Origin of the sequence: Pseudobacillus badius (assembly GCF_002189605.1) — a bacterium.
GTDB lineage: Bacteria > Bacillota > Bacilli > Bacillales > Domibacillaceae > Pseudobacillus > Pseudobacillus badius.
Window position 1 is genome coordinate 1 of sequence record NZ_MWMM01000016.1, and the last position, 19,941, is coordinate 19,941.

A 19,941-nucleotide genomic window follows, 5' to 3' on the forward strand; every position below is an offset into this window, starting at 1 on the left:
ATCGAGGACTTAACCAAAACGCCGTATGGCGTAAAGCAACAAACCATGGCATGGTATTGCCGGTTACTGACACATATTATCCAGTTTTGAAAGAACAATTTCTTTCCATTTTATACAGTCTGGTGGCGATAGCGAAGAGGTCACACCCGTTCCCATCCCGAACACGGAAGTTAAGCTCTTCAGCGCCAATGGTAGTGAGGGGCTTCCCCTTGTGAGAGTAGGACGTTGCCAGGCAACAAAAAAAGAACAGCAGAAGCTGTTCTTTTTTTGTGTTTCACTGCTCTTTTAAAATTTTGTCGAAATGTCGATAGATGGACGAATAAGGCGATTTGTTTGTTGAATTTTTGTACTTTCCTTTCAATAGTTATAAATGGCGAGCAGTTTCCTTTTTTAGGTTTATTTTATGTAAACTTGTGGAATATAGAAATATATTTTTAAAGGGATTAAATTTCTTGAAAACAGTCAAAAATGAAGATCAAGTACATACATTAAAATTGCAAATGGATCAGGTTTTCATGTATAATTAACGTCAAATATAGTCAAAGTCAGAAATGGAGGAGGTTTGATGCGTAATATATCTGATATTATCGAGGACTATTTAAAGAGAGTTCTTGAAATGAGTGGAAGTGAAATTGTAGAAATTAAGAGAAATGAAGTAGCTGAAAAATTTCAATGCGTTCCCTCGCAGATTAATTACGTAATCAATACACGCTTTACCATTGAAAAAGGATATGTGGTAGAGAGCAAGAGAGGGGGCGGGGGATACATCCGCATTATAAAGGTAAAGGTGCATGACCAGTATGATTTAATCGAACAGCTTGTTTCGCTGGTAGGCAACCAAATTTCACAGTCAGCGGCAGAAAATTTAATTTATCGCTTGGTGGAAGAAGAAGTGATTTCAGAGCGTGAGGCAAAAATTATGATCAGTGTCATGGATCGCTCTGTATTATATATTGATCTTCCGGAAAGAGATGAGCTTCGGGCGAGAATGATTACTTCTATGCTAATGGCCTTGAAATATAAATAATCTATAAGGGAGGTGGTTCTCTTTGATATGTCAAAGTTGTAAAGAGAGACCTGCTTCACTTCATTTCACGAAAACAGTAAATGGTGAAAAGACGGAATTTCATTTGTGTGAAAAGTGCGCACAGGAAAAGGGAGAGCAATACATGTTTAACCAGCACTTTGATTTTTCTATCGGTGACTTGCTTGGGGGGTTATTTAATCTCAATACGCCTTTCTCATCACAGCCTGCTCAGTATCCACAGCAAAAGGTGCTAAAGTGCGGCAACTGCCAAACCACTTTCCAGCAGTTTGTTAACCAAGGAAAGTTTGGCTGTGCGCAATGTTATGAAGCTTTCCAAGATCAACTCACTCCGATATTAAAAAGGTTACAGAATGGAAATACGGTGCACACTGGTAAAATACCGGCCAGAATCGGCGGCACCCTTCATTTGAAAAAGGAAATAGCTGAATTAAAGGCTAAGCTTCAGCAGGCAATTGGGCAGGAAGAGTTTGAATCAGCAGCCGATATTCGCGACCAAATCCGCTCTCTCGAAAAAAAAGTGCTTTCTGAAGGAGGAGAGTCGTGATGTCTCTAGAAAGGTTTATTAATCAGGCTGTTAGCTCATGGATGAGTAATGAAGGTCCCCATTCAGACATTGTTCTAAGCTCAAGAGTGCGCCTGGCCAGAAATCTAGCTGATTATCACTTTCCTCTATTTTTAAAAGCAAATGAGGCAAAGGATATGACTGTCCAGATTAGTGAAGGAGTGCAGGACGGATATCAGCTTGAGCGATTGGAGATGGAACAATTATCGCCATTGCAAAAGCGGGTGCTTGTAGAAAAGCATTTAATTAGCCCTTACTTAGCTGACAACGCTGCTTATGGAGCGGTTCTTCTTTCAGAGTCAGAAGATATCAGTATCATGATTAATGAAGAAGATCATATTCGCATTCAATGTCTTGCTCCTGGCTTGCAGTTGAAGGAAGTGCTAGAAAAAGCGAATGAGCTGGATGATGCGATTGAGGGAAAGGTGAAGTACGCTTTTGATGAACAGAGGGGGTACTTGACAAGTTGCCCGACAAATGTAGGCACGGGCTTGCGGGCTTCCGTCATGATTCATTTGCCCGGCTTGGTGTTAACACAGCAGCTTAGCCGGATCATACCAGCAATCAGCCAGCTTGGATTTGTCGTCAGAGGTATATATGGTGAAGGCAGCGAGGCTTTAGGAAATATTTTTCAGATATCTAACCAGTTAACCCTTGGTAAGTCAGAGGCGGATATAGTGGACGATCTGATCAGCATTGTTCATCAGATTATCGCCCATGAGAAATCAGCAAGAGAAGTCTTAGCCAACACATCGTCTATCCGTTTGGAGGATAAAGTATTCCGCTCTTATGGTGTATTAACGAATAGCCGGATTATTGAAACAAAGGAAGCAGCTCAGTGTTTGTCAGATGTAAGATTAGGGATTGATATTGGTTATATTCGCAATATTTCCAGAAGTATTTTAAATGAATTGATGATCTTAACACAGCCAGGCTTCCTGCAGCAATATGCCGGCGGACCGCTCCACCCTGAAGAAAGGGATATCCGGCGTGCAGCATTAATTAGAGAGCGGCTACAGTTAGAAGAAAATTGTTGATGTAAAGGAGATGGATGGATATGATGTTTGGTCGTTTTACGGAAAGAGCACAAAAAGTATTAGCGCTTGCACAAGAAGAAGCACTTCGCCTGGGGCATAGCAATATTGGTACAGAGCATATTTTATTAGGCTTAGTTCGCGAAGGAGAAGGCATTGCAGCAAAGGCGCTTTATGGTCTTGGACTCAGCGCAGAGAAAATTCAAGAAGAAGTCGAGAATTTAATCGGCAGAGGAGAAGGAAGCTCGCAAACAGTTCATTACACTCCTCGCGCAAAAAAAGTAACAGAATTATCGATGGATGAAGCAAGAAAGCTTGGTCATTCATACGTTGGCACAGAACATATATTGCTTGGGTTAATCCGTGAAGGGGAAGGAGTAGCCGCCCGTGTTCTGAGCAATTTAGGTGTAAGCCTGAACAAAGCCCGTCAGCAAGTGCTTCAGCTTCTAGGCAACAATGAAACAAATGGTCATCAAAGCGGATCTACATCCAATGCCAATACGCCTACACTGGACGGATTAGCGCGTGATTTAACTGTGATTGCCAGAGAAGGCAGCTTAGATCCCGTTATCGGCCGCAGCAAAGAAATACAGCGTGTAATCGAAGTTCTCAGCAGAAGAACGAAAAACAACCCTGTCTTAATCGGTGAGCCCGGTGTCGGGAAAACGGCCATTGCCGAAGGGCTGGCGCAGCAAATTGTGAATAATGAGGTGCCGGAAACACTCCGAAATAAACGGGTGATGACGCTCGACATGGGAACGGTGGTAGCCGGTACAAAATATCGCGGCGAATTCGAAGATCGCTTGAAGAAGGTAATGGATGAGATTCGCCAGGCTGGCAATATTATTTTATTTATCGACGAGCTGCACACATTAATTGGAGCAGGCGGTGCTGAAGGAGCAATTGATGCCTCCAATATCCTGAAGCCGTCACTTGCTCGCGGTGAACTGCAATGCATTGGTGCCACAACTCTTGATGAATATCGGAAATACATTGAAAAAGATGCTGCTCTTGAACGCCGCTTCCAGCCGATCCAAGTAGATGAGCCGACGACCGACGAGTCTATTCAGATTTTGAAAGGGTTAAGGGATCGCTATGAAGCCCACCATCGTGTATCTATTACGGACGAGGCGATTGAAGCAGCGGTGAAAATGTCTGACCGCTATATTTCTGACCGCTTCTTGCCGGATAAAGCAATTGATTTAATTGACGAAGCGGGTTCAAAGGTTCGCTTGCGCTCGTTCACTACTCCTCCTAACTTAAAGGAGTTGGAGGTAAAACTTGAAGGCATCCGTAAGGAAAAGGATGCCGCGGTGCAAAGCCAGGAGTTTGAGAAAGCGGCTTCCCTGCGTGATGCTGAGCAAAAGCTTCGGGAAGAGCTGGAGAAAACAAAGAATAACTGGAAAGAAAAGCAAGGAAAAGAAAACAGCGAGGTTACGGTAGAGGATATTGCCAAAGTTGTATCCAGCTGGACAGGAATCCCGGTTTCCAAATTGGCGCAAACAGAGACAGAAAGACTGCTCAAACTAGAAGAAATCCTGCATTCCCGCTTAATTGGCCAGGAAGAAGCGGTGAAAGCAGTGTCCAAAGCTGTCCGCCGCGCAAGAGCAGGGTTGAAAGATCCAAGACGTCCAATCGGTTCTTTCATCTTCCTTGGCCCTACAGGGGTCGGTAAAACAGAACTGGCTAAAGCACTGGCAGAATCAATGTTCGGTGATGAGGATGCCATGATCCGCATCGACATGTCTGAATATATGGAGAAACATTCGACCTCTCGTCTGGTCGGCTCGCCTCCAGGCTATGTCGGCTATGATGAGGGCGGTCAGCTGACTGAGAAAGTCCGCCGCAAGCCTTATTCTGTTATCTTGCTTGATGAAATTGAAAAGGCTCATCCGGATGTATTCAACATTTTGCTGCAAGTTTTGGAAGACGGCCGGTTAACAGACTCGAAAGGCCGTACGGTAGACTTCCGCAATACCGTGCTCATCATGACGTCAAATGTTGGAGCTGACTCTTTGCGCCGCAATAAGTTTGTCGGATTCAACATTCAAGATGACGAGCAGGACTTCAAAGATATGAAGGGCAAAGTAATGGAAGAATTAAAGCGGGCATTCCGTCCGGAGTTCATCAACCGTATTGATGAAATCATTGTTTTCCATGCTTTAGAGAAAAAGCATTTGAAAGAAATCGTTACGTTAATGGCGGATCAGTTGACGAGCCGCTTGAAAGAACAAGATATCATTGTTGACTTATCTGAGCGTGCGAAAGAAAAAATTGCCGATGAAGGCTATGATCCAGAGTATGGAGCCCGTCCTCTGCGCCGCGCTTTGCAAAAGCAAGTGGAAGACCGTTTATCGGAAGAGCTGCTGAAGGGCAAGGTGCTGGCAGGCCAGCAAGTGCTGGTGGATGTAGAAGACGGTGAATTCGTTGTAAAAACTAAAGAACCATCGACGGCGGCGAAATAAAGAGGCTGTCCTATCAATGCCCGGCTCCTCCTTGAACGGTTGCTATGGATATGCAACGCTGGAGGGGCCTGGCTTTTTGTTGTTGAAGCAGCTATTAATAAGTAATGAGGATCATGTAAAAAGGTGGAGTGAGCATGGCTAAGAAAAAGACAAAATTTATTTGCCAGTCCTGCGGCTATGAGTCGGCAAAATGGATGGGGCGCTGTCCGGGCTGCGGAGAATGGAACCAGATGGTCGAAGAGGTCGCTATTACGGGGACACCGAAACGGACCTTTATGCATTCCGAAACAACATCTGTTTCCAAACCGGCGAAACTCTCGAGCGTGGAGACTGTTCAAGAGCCGCGGGTAAAAACCAAGTTAAAAGAATTTAACCGGGTGCTCGGCGGCGGCGTGGTTCCGGGTTCGCTCGTTTTGATTGGCGGAGATCCCGGGATTGGGAAATCCACCTTGCTTTTGCAGGTTTCTGCCCAGCTGGCAGCAAATAAAAGCAGGGTATTATACATTTCCGGCGAAGAATCTGTTAAGCAGACGAAATTACGGGCAGAAAGATTAGCGATAAAGGAAGAAGAGCTCTTTATCTACTCGGAAACTAACTTGCAGCTCATTCATACCGCTATTGAGCAGCTCGCACCTTCCTTTGTGATTATCGACTCGATCCAAACTGTTTATCACCCGGAGGTCACTTCTGCTCCTGGCAGCGTTTCGCAGGTGAGGGAGTGTACGGCCGAGTTAATGAGAATAGCAAAAATGAACGGCATTGCGATCTTTATTGTGGGGCATGTAACCAAGGAAGGCTCAATTGCCGGACCCAGATTATTGGAGCATATGGTGGACACTGTGTTATATTTTGAAGGAGAGCGTCACCACACGTACCGGATTTTAAGAGCGGTAAAAAACCGTTTCGGGTCCACGAATGAAATGGGAATCTTTGAGATGAAGGAGGAAGGGCTAGAGGAAGTGGAAAACCCATCGGAGATTTTTCTCGAAGAACGTTCCCAAGGCTCATCAGGTTCGACAGTGGTTGCTTCTATGGAAGGAACGAGGCCGGTGCTTGTCGAGGTTCAGGCGCTTGTTTCGCCAACGGTTTTTGGAAATCCGCGGCGCATGGCTACCGGCATCGATCATAACCGGGTCACGCTCTTAATGGCGGTTCTTGAAAAGCGGGTTGGCCTGCTGCTGCAAAACCAGGATGCTTACTTGAAGGTAGCTGGAGGTGTGAAGCTTGATGAACCGGCGATTGACTTGGCTATTGCCATCAGCATTGCTTCAAGCTTCCGCGATGAACCGACCAATCCAACTGATTGTATAATTGGTGAAGTCGGGCTGACCGGAGAGGTAAGGAGGGTGTCAAGAATAGAGCAAAGAGTCTTTGAGGCGGCTAAGCTCGGATTTACGAGAGTCATTCTGCCCGCAAATAATCTTGGCGGCTGGAAAGTTCCACCGGGAGTGAAAACGATTGGTGTCTCTACGGTGAATGAAGCACTTCAAGCTGTATTTGGCAAATAATTTTTGCAGACCAGCCTGCACAGCTGGCTGCAGGCTTTTAGGCATTTTTTTGAAAAAAACGGTTGTATGTGGAAAAATGTGTTTATAATGATAATAGGGAGGTGAAGTCAGGATGTTGAAGCGTCTCGTGCAGGCGGGGTTTATTATTTTAGGGGGAACACTTGGCATTATTCTTATTCCGGACTTATTAAAGCTTATTCATTTAGACCATTTAACTTTAATTAATAATCCGTACGTCGCAGCTATTTTAGGAGCCATCATTTTTTATGTGCTGACATTTTGGGTCGTGGATTATATTATTGATTTTGTTAAATGGATGGAGGATCGAATCGTTACAGCGCCGTTGACCGACATTCTTTCTGGAAGCTTAGGGTTGATTTTAGGTTTGATTGTTGCATTTTTGGCAGGGAATACACTGAATTCGATAGAAATACCGATCGTCAATACCGTAGCTCCGATTTTTCTGACTATCTTATTAGGGTATCTTGGTTTCCAGGTTGGTTTTAAAAAACGTGACGAGATTACCGGTTTGTTTACAATTAACCGAAACAGCCGAAAGAAAGAGGCAGAGGCGGCGGACAGTCCTCCTGCGGCACAGCAGTCATACAAAATCCTCGATACGAGCGTCATTATTGACGGTCGGATTGCTGATATTTGTCAAACAGGCTTTTTGGAAGGCTGCTTGATTATTCCGCAATTTGTGCTGGAAGAACTGCAGCATATTGCTGACTCTTCTGACACGCTGAAACGCACGAAGGGCCGAAGAGGGCTCGATATATTAAATCGCATCCAAAAAGAAATACCGGTGGAAGTAGAGATTATTGAACGGGATTTCGAAGATGTACAGGAAGTGGATAGCAAGCTTGTCAAATTGGCAAAAGAAATGAATGGCATCGTCGTCACAAATGACTTTAACTTAAACAAAGTATGCGAGCTGCAAAAAGTACAAGTTCTCAATATTAATGACTTGGCCAATGCAGTGAAGCCGCTTGTGATCCCTGGGGAAGAAATGAAGGTGCTTGTCATTAAAGACGGGAAAGAACAGCGGCAGGGAATTGCTTATTTGGATGACGGCACGATGATTGTAGTAGAAGAAGGCCGTGATTATATCGGCAAGCAAATCGATGTGATCGTAACGAGCGTGCTGCAAACGTCAGCCGGCCGAATGATCTTTGCTAAGCCGAAGCTAATCGAAAAAGCGCTTTAAAGGAGCAGGAGACATGAATTATCAAGTGGTTATTCCAGCGGCTGGCCGGGGGACAAGAATGAAGGCAGATAAAAACAAATTGCTGCTTTTGCTGAAGGGGCGCCCGGTAATTATTCACACGCTGGAGGTTTTTGAGAAAGACCCTAATTGCAGCGGAATTATCCTCGTTGTTCAGCCGGAGGAAGCCTCGCTTTTTTCGAACTTAGTGAATGAGTACGATGTCTCGAAAGTGAAAAAACTGGCCCATGGCGGCAGTGAACGGCAAGAAAGTGTGTATAACGGGTTAAAGGAAGCGGACCCTTCAGCGGTTGTTCTTGTGCATGATGGGGCAAGACCTTTTATTACAACGCCAATCATTACCCGTCTAGTTGAAAAAGCAGCGGAAGAGGGAGCAGCCATTGCGGCTGTTCCTGTGAAGGATACAATTAAGCGGGTCGAAAAAGGAAAGGTTGTCGAGACAGTTGAACGCTCGAGCTTGTGGTCGGTTCAGACGCCACAAGCTTTTCGCATGCCGCTGATTATGCAGGCTCATGAAAAAGCACAGGCGGATCAGTACGTTGGCACCGATGAAGCCTCTCTTGTTGAAAGAGCGGGCAGATGTGTGCAAATTGTAGAAGGGGACTATGATAATATAAAGCTGACGACCCCTGAAGATCTTATATTTGCAGAGGCAATTATTCAAAAAAGAAAATCATTATAGAGGCTGAAGGAGAAAAGGTATGTTTCGAATTGGACAAGGCTTTGATGTACATGAATTTGCAGAAAACCGCCCGCTGATTATCGGCGGTGTGACGATTCCTCATGAGAAGGGACTAATCGGGCATTCAGATGCTGACGTTTTGCTGCACACAGTGGCAGACGCTCTTCTCGGCGCGATCGGCGAAGGAGATATTGGCCGGCATTTTCCGGATACGGACCCGGCATTTAAAGATGCCGATTCGGCAGTTTTGCTCCAGCATGTATGGAAGTTAGTGAAAGAAAAAGGCTATACGCTTGGCAACGCCGATTGCACGATTATGGCACAGCGGCCTAAAATGGCGCCTTATATCGGACAAATGAGAGAGCGGATTGCAGAGCTGCTGGAAGCGGATGCTTCACAAGTGAATGTGAAAGCAACCACGACAGAAAAATTAGGCTTTGTCGGCAGAGAAGAAGGAATTGCCGCACAAGCGGTTGTTCTGTTAACAGCAAAAGAAAATGAATCCTCTTCCTTCTAGTAAAAGCCGGTGGTAAAATAAAAAAAGTTACAGGAACGATTGGAGGAGGAACAAATCATGGCAAACGAAATCCGCGTGCGTTACGCGCCGAGTCCAACAGGCCATCTGCATATCGGCAATGCGCGTACAGCGCTTTTTAATTATTTATTCGCCCGCAGCAAAGGCGGAAAGTTTATTATCCGAATCGAGGACACTGATCAGAAGCGAAACATCGCAGGCGGCGAAGAAAGCCAGCTGAAGTATTTAAAATGGCTCGGAATTGACTGGGATGAAAGTGTCGACAAAGAAGGAGAATTCGGTCCTTACCGCCAGTCTGAGAGAAATGACATCTACAAAAAATATTATGATCAATTAGTAGAAGAAGGAAAAGCATATAAATGCTATTGCACGGAAGAGGAACTGGAAGCTGAACGGGAAGCGCAGCAGGCAGAAGGAAAAGACATGGCTGGGTACTCTGGAAAGTGCCGTCACCTCACTCCGGAAGAAAGAGCGGCCAAAGAAGCGGAAGGCCGGAAGCCGAGTATTCGGATTAAGGTTCCTGCCGGGGAAATGCTGACATTTAATGATATGGTAAAAGGCGAAGTGTCTTTTGAATCGGAGGGCATTAGCGATTACGTGATCGTAAAGAAGGATGGAACGCCTACATATAACTTTGCGGTAGCCATTGATGATCATTTAATGAAGATGACGCATGTACTGCGCGGAGACGATCATATTTCCAACACGCCTAAACAGCTGCTTATTTACAATGCGCTTGGCTGGGAGCCTCCAACCTTTGGCCATATGACATTGATTGTCAATGAAAGCCGCAAAAAGCTGAGCAAGCGTGATGAGTCCATTATTCAATTTATTGAGCAATATAAAGAACTTGGCTATTTGCCGGAAGCATTATTTAATTTTATTGCTCTGCTAGGCTGGTCTCCTGCCGGCGAAGAGGAAATCTTCTCGAAAGAAGAATTCATTGAAATGTTTGATGCAAGCCGCTTGTCTAAGTCCCCGGCTTTGTTTGATCAGCAAAAGCTCTCATGGATGAACAATCAATACATGAAAAAAGTAGATTTAGACCGGGTAGTAGAGTTGGCTGCTCCTCACCTTGTAAAGGCAGGATGGATCGCGGCTGAGCGTTCTCCTGAGGAAGAAGAGTGGGTGCGTGAGCTGATTGGGCTTTATCAAGAGAAGATGAGCTTTGGCGCACAAATCGCCGAGATGGCTGAGCTGTTTTTCAAAGAAGACGTCAGCTATGAGGAGGAAGCGAAAGCTGTGCTTGCAGAAGAACAAGTTCCGGAAGTCATGGCTTCTTTCCTTGAGAAAGTCGAAGCAATGGACAACTGGCAGGCGGATGAAATTAAGCAGGCTATGAAGGCTGTTCAAAAGGAAACTGGGCATAAGGGGAAAAAGCTCTTCATGCCAATCCGTGCCGCTGTGACTGGCCAAACGCACGGACCTGATTTGCCGAAAGCGATTGAACTGCTCGGGAAGGAAAAAGTTGCCGAGCGCCTGCGCAAGATCCATAGTTAACATTTTTGCGAAAATGTAATATAGTAAATGTACAGTTTATTTATAAATGAACGTTGATGAGGAGAAGTAAGTAATTGAAGCTTTACAGAGAGAACCGTCACCGGCTGCGAACGGTTTAAGCCACTCAATTATTGAAATGCCCCTCTGAGTCTGTTGCCGAAAGGAATGCGAGTAGGCAGCAGCGGGAACACCCGTTACCAGTTTAGAGTTGGATGAACAGGCTGATGCTTGTTTTTCAAACAGAGTGGAACCGCGTCAATTAAAACGTCTCTGTCTATACAGAGGCGTTTTTTATTTTGTTTTCATACAAAGGGGGATAGCAATGGGGTTGTTTAAGTTACTGAAGGAAGACATTGATACTATTTTTGAGCAGGACCCGGCGGCCCGCAGTTATGTGGAGGTTATTCTAACTTATTCAGGACTGCATGCCATTTGGGGCCATCGTTTGGCGCACGGATTTTACAAAAGGAAATTTTTCTTTCTCGCTCGTCTGATCTCCCAAATCAGCCGCTTTTTCACCGGCATCGAAATCCATCCAGGCGCTCAAATCGGCCGGCGGCTTTTTATCGATCATGGAATGGGAGTAGTGATCGGAGAAACGTGTGAAATCGGCGACAATGTGACATTATATCAAGGCGTGACACTCGGAGGAACCGGCAAGGAAAAAGGCAAGCGGCATCCAACGGTCAAGGACAATGCTTTAATTGCCTCTGGTGCGAAGGTGCTTGGCTCCATTACCATTGGAGAAAACTCTAAAATCGGGGCAGGCTCTGTTGTTTTAAGGGATGTGCCCCCAAATTCAACCGTTGTTGGCATTCCAGGAAAAATCGTGATCCGCGACGGGAAAAAGGTCCAGAAGGATTTGAACCATCATGACTTGCCGGATCCGATTGCCGATCGTCTTTCCTTTATGGAGAAGGAAATTGCCAGACTGCAGCAGGAGCTTCAGGAAGCGAAGAAAGGAGAACAGTTAAATGGCCATTCGCGTTTATAATACATTGACGAGACAGAAAGAGGAGTTTATCCCCCTTGAAGAGGGAAAAATAAAAATGTATGTATGCGGTCCAACTGTATACAATTATATTCACATCGGAAATGCCCGGCCGGCGATTGTCTTCGACACGGTTCGCCGGTATTTTCAATACAGCGGCTATGATGTGACGTATGTTTCCAACTTCACGGATGTTGATGATAAATTGATCAAAGCAGCCAATGAGCTGGGCGAAGAAGTTCCGGCGATTGCGGAACGCTTCATTCACGCATATTTTGAAGACACTGAAGCGCTTGGCTGCCAGAAGGCGGATATGCATCCGCGTGTAACTGAAAATATTGATACGATTATTGAATTCATTGAGACACTGGTTGAGAAAGGTTACGCTTATGCCTCTGAAGGAGATGTGTATTACCGTACGCGCAAGTTTGCAGGTTACGGGAAGCTTTCTCATCAATCAGTAGATGAGCTGAAGGTCGGTGCCAGAATTGGTGTAGGCGAAAAGAAAGAGGATGAGCTGGACTTTGCCTTGTGGAAAGCAGCCAAGGATGGCGAGATTTACTGGGAAAGCCCATGGGGAAGAGGGCGTCCGGGCTGGCATATTGAATGCTCAGCTATGGCAAGGAAGTATTTAGGCGACACCATTGACATACATGCCGGCGGCCAAGACTTGACGTTCCCGCACCATGAGAATGAAATTGCCCAATCAGAGGCGCTGACTGAAAAGCCATTTGCCCGTTATTGGCTGCATAACGGCTACATTAACATTGATAACGAAAAAATGTCGAAATCCCTCGGCAATTTTGTTCTGGTACACGACATTATTCAACACGTTGATCCGCAGGTCCTGCGCTTTTTCATGCTATCTGTTCATTACAGACATCCGATTAACTATAACGAAGAGCTGCTTGAAAATGCGAAAACGGCGCTGGATCGCCTAAGAACAGCTTATGAAAATTTAAAACACCGCAAGCAGTTAAGCGCCAATTTAACGGATAATGATGAGCAGTGGCTGGAGAAAATAAAAGAGCTGCATCAGACGTTCAAGAAGGAAATGGATGATGATTTTAACACAGCGAATGCGATCTCCGTTTTGTTCGAGCTTTCCAAGCAGGCGAATTATTATTTGATGGAGAAAAACACATCGGAAACAGTCATTGATGCCTTTTTAAAGGAATTCGAAGATTTATTCTTTGTGCTCGGATTAAAGCTGGAGGCGGAAGAAGCCCTGTTAGATGAAGAGGTTGAATCACTGATTGAACAGCGGATTCAAGCAAGAAAAGACCGTAATTTTCAGCTGGCTGACGAAATTCGTGATAAGCTGAAAGCAATGAATATTATTTTGGAAGATACGCCGCAAGGCACGCGGTGGAAAAGAGGATAAGTATGCTGGAGTTTAAACCGTTGAAGGAAGCCGCGCAAATGAATAGTCTCGCTTTGGCCTATATGGGGGATGCGATTTACGAAGTGTATGTCCGCCGTCATTTGCTGGAGCTGGGGAAAGTGAAGCCGAATCAGCTTCATAGAGAAGCGACCCGGTACGTATCGGCAAAAGCCCAGGCGAGCTTTTTATACCGCATGATTGAGAGCGGCTTTTTGTCAGAGGCCGAGCTTGCTGTTGTAAAAAGGGGCAGAAATGCCAAATCAGGAACTGTTCCGAAAAACACCGATATTCAAACTTATCGGCATAGCACCGCCTTTGAAGCGTTGATTGGCCTGTTGTTTTTAACAGGAGAGGAACAGCGGCTGACGGAAATAATCGACTTTTGTCTGCCGCAGGAAAATCAGTAAGAAAGGGGGAGAACCTGGATGTCCAAAGAATTTATTGCAGGCCGTAATCCTGTGCTTGAAGCGTTAAGGTCCGATCGTGAAATTAATAAGATCTGGATAGCGGAAGGAGCACAGAAAGGGCCTGTTCAGCAAATTATCAAAAAAGCAAAAGAGAAAAATGTCCTTGTTCAATTTGTGCCTAAACAAAAAATTGACCAGATGAGTGAGGAGAATCACCAAGGGGTCGTTGCTTCCGTTGCGGCATATGACTATGCGGAACTTGATGATTTATTCGCGAAGGCAGAAAAGAGCGGGGAAGAGCCGTTTTTCCTTCTTCTTGATGAAATCGAAGATCCCCATAATCTCGGATCCATTATGAGAACAGCTGATGCAGTAGGCGTGCATGGCATCATTATTCCAAAGCGGCGGGCTGTCGGCTTGACGGCTGCTGTGGCTAAAGCGTCGACCGGAGCCATTGAATACATCCCGGTTGTCCGGGTGACGAATTTGGCGCGGACAATTGATGAGCTCAAGGAGCGAGGAGTATGGATTGCCGGTACAGACGCCAAAGGAGCGGAGGACTACAGACGGTTTGATGGAAAGATGCCGCTTGGACTTGTGATTGGCAGTGAAGGAAAAGGAATGGGACGCTTGATTCGAGATAAATGCGATTTTCTGATCCAGCTGCCAATGGCCGGCCGCGTCACCTCTCTTAACGCTTCGGTGGCTGCAGGTATCCTTATGTACGAAGTGTATAGAAGGCGGCATCCTTTAGGGGAATAACAATGAACATCCTCATAGTTGACGGCTATAACATTATTGGCGCTTGGCCGGAACTTCAAAAGCTGAAAAAGTATGATCTTGCTTCTGCCCGTGACCGCCTGATTCAGCTGATGGCTGAATACCAGGGGTTCACGGGCAGCCGGGTCATTGTCGTGTTTGATGCCCATTATGTCAAAGGCACAGAGAAGAAATACCGGGATTCAAAAGTCGAGGTCATTTTCACCCGGGAAAACGAATCGGCGGATGAGCGGATTGAAAAGCTGGCGATCGAATTAAATAATATAAAAAATCAAGTTTTTGTAGCGACCTCCGATTTTACAGAACAGTGGGTGATTTTTGGGCAAGGAGCCTTGCGTCTCTCTGCTAGAGAATTGCTTACAGAGCTGGAAGTTACAAGCAAAAAGATCGGCAAAAGCGTGAAGAAATTCCATGAAAAAAAACCCAATTCGAAAATTCCTCTTACAGACGAAGTGGCAGAAATTTTCGAAAAGTGGCGCCGCGGCGAGAAATGAAACGTTGACGTTCGAAAAATTCGTGCTGTATAATGTTGCTATCTATGGCTTTGCAGGCGGAGGGGATGTGTGTGGGTTTGAACCGTTCAAGCAATACAACATTGGAAACGCTTCAAGATGAGCAACTCATAGAACTAGTTCACAATGGAAACAGCGATGCCCTGGATTACTTGATTCACAAGTATAAAAATTTTGTCCGGGCAAAAGCACGTTCCTACTTTTTGATTGGAGCCGACAGAGAGGATATTGTCCAAGAGGGGATGATCGGGCTTTACAAAGCAATCCGGGATTATAAAGAGGACAAGCTGACAACGTTTAAGGCTTTCGCTGAGCTTTGTATCACAAGACAAATTATCACTGCCATTAAAACAGCCACAAGACAAAAACATATTCCGTTAAATTCCTACATTTCACTCGATAAACCAATTTACGATGAAGAATCCGACCGGACGTTAATGGATGTCATCACCGGCGCAAAAATTATGAATCCGGAAGAGTTGATTATCAATCGCGAGCAGTTTAATAGTATTGAAGACAAAATGAATGAGTTATTGAGCGATCTGGAGCGGAAAGTGCTCGCCCTGTATTTGGACGGGCAATCCTATCAGGAAATTTCGGAAGAGCTTAACCGTCATGTCAAATCGATTGATAATGCGCTGCAGCGTGTGAAGCGAAAACTCGAGCGCTATCTGGAGTTTAGAGAGATCACATTGTAGGCAATGACTTGACTAGTTCCGCTGATAATGTTATTTTTTACAATTGAGATAGATAAGGTGGATTCACAATGACAAAAAAGAGAATATTAGCTTGTTCCGAGTGCGGTTCAAGAAACTATTCCGCTCACAGCAAAGCCAACAGTGAAGAACGCCTGGAAATCAAGAAGTTTTGCCGCACTTGCAACGGCCACACGATCCATAAACAAACGAAATAACGATTGGAAGCGGCCGCTTAAACCAGGCTGGCATCTGCAGCCGGCCAATAATTAATCATCTTTGGAGAAAAGTTGATTTCACCTTTGGAGGGTTCGAAATGTCGAGCATAACACAATTTTTCCGCAACGTCGGTTCGGAAATTAGAAAAGTCAGCTGGCCGAAGAAAAAAGAGCTGACGGGATATACAATCACTGTTATTACAACTGTGTTCTTTTTGGCCATCTTTTTCGCGGTAGTTGATTTAGGTATCTCATCAATTGTACGATGGGTTTTGTCTCTATAATTTTCAACTTTGCCGCTTCGTTTTGAATATACTGTTTTTTGATATGGTATAATGAAACATCATAGAGAAGAAAAAAAGCCCGCTTCAACGGGTTTTTTCATTTGCTTTTCAAAAGTAAAGGAGGGAAGGACGCTTTAGTCCCTTTCTATGGAGAAGAATTGGTACGTTGTACACACATATTCAGGATATGAGAATAAAGTAAAAGCTAACCTGGAAAAACGCGTGGAATCCATGGGTATGCAAGATAAAATCTTTCGTGTCATTGTTCCGGAAGAGGAAGAAACTGATGTGAAAAACGGTAAAAAGAAAGTAACAAAGAGGAAGGTATTCCCAGGTTACGTTCTGGTAGAAATTGTGATGACGGATGACTCTTGGTATGTTGTCCGCAATACGCCGGGCGTTACCGGGTTTGTAGGCTCCTCTGGCCACGGATCAAAGCCGACCCCGCTCTTGCCGGATGAGGTCAAGAACATTCTGAAGCAAATGGGCATGGATGAAAAACGCAAGGACGTAGACTTCGAGGTAAACGAAACGGTTATCGTTAATGAAGGGCCATTTGCCAACTTTGAAGGAACAGTGGAAGAAATCGACTTTGACAAAGCAAAACTCAAAGTGCTTGTGAACATGTTTGGCCGTGAAACTCCGGTCGAGCTTGATTTTAACCAAGTGAATAAATTATAATGGAAAACGTCTTGAAATATTGAGTAAATAATGATAATATTTTTAAGTCAGTATGTCTTTAAAGACAGACTAATTTTAATTGACCATCTTTAATTATAGTTAAAGATGTTATTGAGTGGGAGGGGAAACCCCCAAATACCACATCACGGACTTAAGGAGGTGTGTCTCGTGGCTAAAAAAGTTATTAAAGTTGTTAAGTTGCAAATCCCTGCAGGCAAAGCAAACCCTGCGCCGCCGGTTGGTCCTGCACTTGGTCAAGCTGGTGTAAACATCATGGGATTCTGTAAGGAGTTTAATGCACGTACAGCGGATCAAGCTGGTTTGATCATTCCAGTTGAAATTTCGGTTTTTGAAGACCGTTCATTTACATTCATCACAAAAACTCCGCCGGCTGCTGTACTTCTTAAGAAAGCAGCAGGTATTGAGTCTGGTTCCGGTGAACCAAACCGCAATAAAGTTGCGACAGTAAAACGCGATAAAGTTCGCGAAATCGCTGAAACAAAAATGCCTGACCTTAACGCAGCTAGCGTTGAAGCAGCTATGCGCATGGTTGAAGGTACTGCCCGCAGCATGGGTATTGTGATTGAAGACTAATCGTCTGTAGATGTTGTTCAAGGGTTGCGCTGTGAATGTATTTTATCATTACTTCACACGCAACCTTTATTCGTGGGAGGTTATTCCGCTAAAACCACATAAGGAGGAAGTTTTAAATGGCTAAAAAAGGTAAAAAGTTTCAAGAAGCAGCGAAGCTTGTTGATCGTACGGCAGCTTATGCTCTTGACGAAGCAGTTGAATTAGTAAAGAAAACAAACTTTGCGAAGTTTGATGCAACAGTAGAAGCAGCTTTCCGTCTTGGCGTAGATCCGAAGAAAGCTGACCAGCAAATCCGCGGAGCAGTTGTGCTTCCAAACGGAACTGGTAAAACACAAAAAGTTTTAGTATTTGCAAAAGGTGAAAAAGCGAAAGAAGCAGAAGCAGCTGGAGCTGATTATGTAGGAGATGCTGACTACATCAACAAAATCCAACAAGGTTGGTTTGAGTTCGATGTTATCGTAGCTACTCCTGACATGATGGGTGAAGTTGGTAAGCTTGGACGCGTGCTTGGACCTAAAGGTCTTATGCCAAACCCTAAAACAGGCACAGTAACTTTCGATGTAACGAAAGCTGTTCAAGAAATCAAAGCTGGTAAAGTAGAATACCGCGTTGATAAAGCTGGAAACATCCACGTTCCGATTGGTAAAGTTTCTTTCGACAACCAAAAGTTAATCGAAAACTTTAACACAATCTTCGAAACAATGCTGAAAGCCAAACCGTCAGCTGCAAAAGGCACATACATGAAGAACGTTACCATCACTTCAACAATGGGTCCTGGCGTTAAAGTAGATCCTTCTTCTGTAGCTGTTGCAAAATAAATTGACAACAAAAGCCGAATTTGATATAATTCGTTTTGTTGCAAAATAATTGAACATTTATACCGTAGACAGCAGGTGCTGAAAAGCTTAATTCCCCGCCGAGGTAATACGAATATATAGAGTGTAGCTGTATGCTGTGCTTTTCGTAACCTCCACGTCTATCGGACATGTGGAGGTTTTTTACTTTCATCTAAGGTATGAATGGACAAGCAAAGCAGCAAACCATTTGTTTGCTGAGAAATCTACAGGAGGTGTAAAAGATGAGCAGTGTAATTGAGCAAAAGAAACAGTTAGTAAGCGATATTGCTGATAAATTCAAAGGCAGTGCATCTACAGTTATCGTAGACTACCGCGGATTAACAGTAAGCCAAGTAACTGAACTTCGTAAACAGCTTCGTGAAGCTGGCGTTGAATTTAAAGTATACAAAAATACTTTAACTCGCCGTGCGGCTGAAGCTGCTGAGATTTCTGGCCTAGAAGAATTCTTAACTGGCCCGAATGCGATTGCATTCAGTGCAGAAGATGTAATTGCACCAGCAAAAATTCTTAACAGCTTTGCGAAAGAAAACGAAGCGTTAGAAATCAAAGCAGGTGTATTAGAAGGAAACGTTGTAACGGTAGAAGAAGTGAAAGCTCTTGCTGAACTTCCATCCCGCGAAGGCCTTCTTTCTATGCTACTCAGCGTGTTGCAAGCTCCTATGCGCAACTTCGCTCTTGCAGCAAAAGCTGTTGCCGATCAAAAAGAAGAACAAGGCGCGTAAGCTGATTTTTTCAGAAGCCGCGTAAACGAATAAAAACAGAAAGCAAACATAAGGAGGAAACTTTAAAATGACTAAAGAACAAATCATTGATGCGATTAAAGAAATGTCCGTTCTTGAATTGAACGACCTAGTAAAAGCTATTGAAGAAGAATTTGGTGTAACTGCAGCTGCTCCAGTAGCAGTAGCAGGCGGAGCTGCTGGCGGAGACGCTGCAGCTGAAAAAACTGAGTTTGACGTTGTGCTTACTGATGCAGGCGCTCAAAAAATCAAAGTTATTAAAGTTGTTCGTGAAGTCACAGGTCTTGGACTTAAAGAAGCAAAAGAACTTGTTGACAACACTCCGAAACCAGTTAAAGAAGGAGCTTCTAAAGAAGAAGCTGAAGAAATCAAAGCTAAACTTGAAGAAGTTGGCGCTGGCGTAGAAGTTAAGTAATTAAGCACGGATGATGACAAAGCCCGCTGGATCCAGCGGGCTTTTATTTGTGAGCAGGCACTAATCCCTCAAGGTCATTTGCCGGTCCGGCTGTATGACCGAAACATGCTTTTTCCTCTTCGTGTCTTATATTTGCCGGAGTTAACAAGGCACTTCCGCTTTTTCTAATAAATTATCAGAATGGAGGGACACGCATGACCAACCATTATTTTTCTCAAACACCTGATAGCGAGAGTGAGCCAAGGTTTTGGGAGTATTCTTTAAAAGGCCGAAAATTCCGCTTCAAAACAGATGCGGGGGTTTTTTCAAAAAAAGAAGTGGACTTCGGTTCGCGTCTCTTGATTGAAACATTCAAGCTTCCTGAAACGGAAGGTCCTATTCTTGATGCCGGCTGCGGGTACGGGCCGATTGGTCTTTCTATTGCCCATGCTTTTCCTGATCGAACCGTTCACATGATTGATGTGAATCAGCGGGCTCTTTCTTTAGCGAAAGACAATGCGGGCCTTAACCAGATTCAGAATGTGAAGATTTATGAGAGTGACCGTCTGGAAGGGGTGGAAGAGCACGGTTTTGCTGCTGTCCTAACGAATCCGCCGATCCGGGCAGGGAAGAAGGTCGTCTTTGACTTTTTTCATCAAAGCTACGAAAGGCTGGCTGAGGGCGGAACGTTATGGGTTGTTATTCAAAAGAAGCAAGGCGCGCCTTCTGCTGTGAAAGAAATTGAATCGCTGTTTGGAAATGTGGAGCTGGTAGACCGCTCAAAGGGATATTATATTATCAAGGCGGAAAAGCGTTGACTCGCAAATAGCTCTATGTTATTATTG

Annotated in this window: 23 protein-coding genes, 1 rRNA gene and 2 other annotated features; all 24 genes read left to right on the plus strand. The window is 44.6% G+C overall.

The features are described from left to right. Positions 1-118: 118 nt before the first annotated feature. The 24 genes from rrf (at position 119) to B1A98_RS17175 (ending at position 19,914) form a co-directional block, all read left to right on the plus strand. A 5S ribosomal RNA gene (gene rrf, locus B1A98_RS17060) occupies positions 119-234 on the plus strand. A gap of 331 nt (positions 235-565) precedes the next feature. Next, on the plus strand, positions 566-1,027 hold the full coding sequence (locus tag B1A98_RS17065; RefSeq protein ID WP_063384355.1) for a CtsR family transcriptional regulator: 462 nt from the start codon (positions 566-568) through the stop codon (positions 1,025-1,027). Positions 1,028-1,169: 142 nt separating this feature from the next. After that, positions 1,170-1,592, plus strand: a complete 423-nt coding sequence (locus B1A98_RS17070; RefSeq protein ID WP_305954920.1) for a UvrB/UvrC motif-containing protein — start codon at positions 1,170-1,172, stop codon at positions 1,590-1,592. Next, positions 1,592-2,647 (plus strand): protein-arginine kinase McsB, encoded by a 1,056-nt coding sequence (locus B1A98_RS17075; protein WP_041101837.1) that lies wholly within the window; start codon positions 1,592-1,594, stop codon positions 2,645-2,647. Before B1A98_RS17070 ends, B1A98_RS17075 begins: the two co-directional genes overlap by 1 nt. 20 nt (positions 2,648-2,667) lie before the next feature. Further along, the gene (clpC, locus tag B1A98_RS17080; protein WP_063384353.1) at positions 2,668-5,109 is read left to right on the plus strand and encodes an ATP-dependent protease ATP-binding subunit ClpC; all 2,442 of its coding nucleotides are present in this window, start codon (positions 2,668-2,670) and stop codon (positions 5,107-5,109) included. A 134-nt stretch (positions 5,110-5,243) separates the two neighbouring features. Then, positions 5,244-6,617, plus strand: coding sequence for a DNA repair protein RadA (gene radA / locus B1A98_RS17085; RefSeq protein WP_041114398.1), 1,374 nt, complete (start codon positions 5,244-5,246; stop codon positions 6,615-6,617). A 112-nt stretch (positions 6,618-6,729) separates the two neighbouring features. Beyond that, entirely contained in the window at positions 6,730-7,824 is a 1,095-nt protein-coding gene (locus tag B1A98_RS17090) for a PIN/TRAM domain-containing protein (protein WP_063384352.1), read from the plus strand. Between the two features lie 13 nt (positions 7,825-7,837). Next, the gene (gene ispD, locus B1A98_RS17095; RefSeq protein ID WP_063384351.1) at positions 7,838-8,524 is read left to right on the plus strand and encodes a 2-C-methyl-D-erythritol 4-phosphate cytidylyltransferase; all 687 of its coding nucleotides are present in this window, start codon (positions 7,838-7,840) and stop codon (positions 8,522-8,524) included. A 19-nt stretch (positions 8,525-8,543) separates the two neighbouring features. Then, complete coding sequence (gene ispF, locus B1A98_RS17100) at positions 8,544-9,041, plus strand: 2-C-methyl-D-erythritol 2,4-cyclodiphosphate synthase (RefSeq protein ID WP_063384350.1); 498 nt, start codon at positions 8,544-8,546, stop codon at positions 9,039-9,041. Positions 9,042-9,098: 57 nt separating this feature from the next. Further along, a complete protein-coding gene (gene gltX, locus B1A98_RS17105) occupies positions 9,099-10,559 on the plus strand; it encodes a glutamate--tRNA ligase (RefSeq protein ID WP_041101825.1) in 1,461 nt (486 codons plus the stop codon). A 44-nt stretch (positions 10,560-10,603) separates the two neighbouring features. Further along, positions 10,604-10,834: a binding site (T-box leader), on the plus strand. A 53-nt stretch (positions 10,835-10,887) separates the two neighbouring features. Beyond that, a complete protein-coding gene (epsC, locus tag B1A98_RS17110) occupies positions 10,888-11,553 on the plus strand; it encodes a serine O-acetyltransferase EpsC (RefSeq protein ID WP_041101849.1) in 666 nt (221 codons plus the stop codon). Beyond that, complete coding sequence (gene cysS, locus B1A98_RS17115; RefSeq protein ID WP_063384349.1) at positions 11,534-12,934, plus strand: cysteine--tRNA ligase; 1,401 nt, start codon at positions 11,534-11,536, stop codon at positions 12,932-12,934. Before epsC ends, cysS begins: the two co-directional genes overlap by 20 nt. Positions 12,935-12,936: 2 nt before the next feature. Next, positions 12,937-13,341: a Mini-ribonuclease 3 gene (locus B1A98_RS17120; protein WP_063384348.1), complete on the plus strand. Its 405-nt coding sequence runs from the start codon at positions 12,937-12,939 to the stop codon at positions 13,339-13,341. Between the two features lie 18 nt (positions 13,342-13,359). Then, positions 13,360-14,103: a 23S rRNA (guanosine(2251)-2'-O)-methyltransferase RlmB gene (gene rlmB / locus B1A98_RS17125; protein ID WP_063384347.1), complete on the plus strand. Its 744-nt coding sequence runs from the start codon at positions 13,360-13,362 to the stop codon at positions 14,101-14,103. 2 nt (positions 14,104-14,105) lie between these two features. Next, entirely contained in the window at positions 14,106-14,615 is a 510-nt protein-coding gene (locus B1A98_RS17130; protein WP_041101817.1) for an NYN domain-containing protein, read from the plus strand. 71 nt (positions 14,616-14,686) lie between these two features. Beyond that, positions 14,687-15,331, plus strand: a complete 645-nt coding sequence (sigH, locus tag B1A98_RS17135) for an RNA polymerase sporulation sigma factor SigH (protein WP_223662457.1) — start codon at positions 14,687-14,689, stop codon at positions 15,329-15,331. 68 nt (positions 15,332-15,399) lie between these two features. Then, positions 15,400-15,546, plus strand: coding sequence for a 50S ribosomal protein L33 (gene rpmG, locus B1A98_RS17140; protein WP_041101816.1), 147 nt, complete (start codon positions 15,400-15,402; stop codon positions 15,544-15,546). A gap of 98 nt (positions 15,547-15,644) precedes the next feature. After that, entirely contained in the window at positions 15,645-15,830 is a 186-nt protein-coding gene (secE, locus tag B1A98_RS17145; protein ID WP_041101814.1) for a preprotein translocase subunit SecE, read from the plus strand. Between the two features lie 147 nt (positions 15,831-15,977). Next, a complete protein-coding gene (nusG, locus tag B1A98_RS17150; RefSeq protein WP_041101811.1) occupies positions 15,978-16,511 on the plus strand; it encodes a transcription termination/antitermination protein NusG in 534 nt (177 codons plus the stop codon). A gap of 168 nt (positions 16,512-16,679) precedes the next feature. Continuing rightward, positions 16,680-17,105 carry a 50S ribosomal protein L11 gene (gene rplK / locus B1A98_RS17155; protein ID WP_041101809.1) on the plus strand — a complete coding sequence of 142 codons (426 nt, stop codon included), beginning with the start codon at positions 16,680-16,682 and terminating at the stop codon, positions 17,103-17,105. A gap of 116 nt (positions 17,106-17,221) precedes the next feature. Further along, positions 17,222-17,923 carry a 50S ribosomal protein L1 gene (gene rplA, locus B1A98_RS17160; protein ID WP_063384346.1) on the plus strand — a complete coding sequence of 234 codons (702 nt, stop codon included), beginning with the start codon at positions 17,222-17,224 and terminating at the stop codon, positions 17,921-17,923. Positions 17,924-17,967: 44 nt separating this feature from the next. Continuing rightward, positions 17,968-18,115, plus strand: a sequence feature (ribosomal protein L10 leader region). A 68-nt stretch (positions 18,116-18,183) separates the two neighbouring features. Further along, positions 18,184-18,684, plus strand: coding sequence for a 50S ribosomal protein L10 (rplJ, locus tag B1A98_RS17165; protein WP_041101805.1), 501 nt, complete (start codon positions 18,184-18,186; stop codon positions 18,682-18,684). 67 nt (positions 18,685-18,751) lie between these two features. Further along, positions 18,752-19,117 (plus strand): 50S ribosomal protein L7/L12, encoded by a 366-nt coding sequence (gene rplL / locus B1A98_RS17170; RefSeq protein ID WP_041101803.1) that lies wholly within the window; start codon positions 18,752-18,754, stop codon positions 19,115-19,117. A 194-nt stretch (positions 19,118-19,311) separates the two neighbouring features. Then, a complete protein-coding gene (locus tag B1A98_RS17175; protein ID WP_063384345.1) occupies positions 19,312-19,914 on the plus strand; it encodes a class I SAM-dependent methyltransferase in 603 nt (200 codons plus the stop codon). The last annotated feature ends 27 nt before the right edge of the window (positions 19,915-19,941 follow it).

Excerpts from the sequence above, each read along its gene's own strand:
- B1A98_RS17065 (WP_063384355.1), top strand. The coding sequence starts at position 566 with ATGCGTAATATATCTGATATTATCGAGGACTATTTAAAGAGAGTTCTT.
- B1A98_RS17070 (WP_305954920.1), top strand. The coding sequence starts at position 1,170 with ATGTTTAACCAGCACTTTGATTTTTCTATCGGTGACTTGCTTGGGGGG.
- B1A98_RS17075 (WP_041101837.1), top strand. The coding sequence starts at position 1,592 with ATGTCTCTAGAAAGGTTTATTAATCAGGCTGTTAGCTCATGGATGAGT.
- clpC (WP_063384353.1), top strand. The coding sequence starts at position 2,668 with ATGATGTTTGGTCGTTTTACGGAAAGAGCACAAAAAGTATTAGCGCTT.
- radA (WP_041114398.1), top strand. The coding sequence starts at position 5,244 with ATGGCTAAGAAAAAGACAAAATTTATTTGCCAGTCCTGCGGCTATGAG.
- B1A98_RS17090 (WP_063384352.1), top strand. The coding sequence starts at position 6,730 with ATGTTGAAGCGTCTCGTGCAGGCGGGGTTTATTATTTTAGGGGGAACA.
- ispD (WP_063384351.1), top strand. The coding sequence starts at position 7,838 with ATGAATTATCAAGTGGTTATTCCAGCGGCTGGCCGGGGGACAAGAATG.
- ispF (WP_063384350.1), top strand. The coding sequence starts at position 8,544 with ATGTTTCGAATTGGACAAGGCTTTGATGTACATGAATTTGCAGAAAAC.
- gltX (WP_041101825.1), top strand. The coding sequence starts at position 9,099 with ATGGCAAACGAAATCCGCGTGCGTTACGCGCCGAGTCCAACAGGCCAT.
- cysS (WP_063384349.1), top strand. The coding sequence starts at position 11,534 with ATGGCCATTCGCGTTTATAATACATTGACGAGACAGAAAGAGGAGTTT.
- B1A98_RS17120 (WP_063384348.1), top strand. The coding sequence starts at position 12,937 with ATGCTGGAGTTTAAACCGTTGAAGGAAGCCGCGCAAATGAATAGTCTC.
- rlmB (WP_063384347.1), top strand. The coding sequence starts at position 13,360 with ATGTCCAAAGAATTTATTGCAGGCCGTAATCCTGTGCTTGAAGCGTTA.
- B1A98_RS17130 (WP_041101817.1), top strand. The coding sequence starts at position 14,106 with ATGAACATCCTCATAGTTGACGGCTATAACATTATTGGCGCTTGGCCG.
- rpmG (WP_041101816.1), top strand. The coding sequence starts at position 15,400 with ATGACAAAAAAGAGAATATTAGCTTGTTCCGAGTGCGGTTCAAGAAAC.
- secE (WP_041101814.1), top strand. The coding sequence starts at position 15,645 with ATGTCGAGCATAACACAATTTTTCCGCAACGTCGGTTCGGAAATTAGA.
- nusG (WP_041101811.1), top strand. The coding sequence starts at position 15,978 with ATGGAGAAGAATTGGTACGTTGTACACACATATTCAGGATATGAGAAT.
- rplA (WP_063384346.1), top strand. The coding sequence starts at position 17,222 with ATGGCTAAAAAAGGTAAAAAGTTTCAAGAAGCAGCGAAGCTTGTTGAT.
- rplJ (WP_041101805.1), top strand. The coding sequence starts at position 18,184 with ATGAGCAGTGTAATTGAGCAAAAGAAACAGTTAGTAAGCGATATTGCT.
- rplL (WP_041101803.1), top strand. The coding sequence starts at position 18,752 with ATGACTAAAGAACAAATCATTGATGCGATTAAAGAAATGTCCGTTCTT.
- B1A98_RS17175 (WP_063384345.1), top strand. The coding sequence starts at position 19,312 with ATGACCAACCATTATTTTTCTCAAACACCTGATAGCGAGAGTGAGCCA.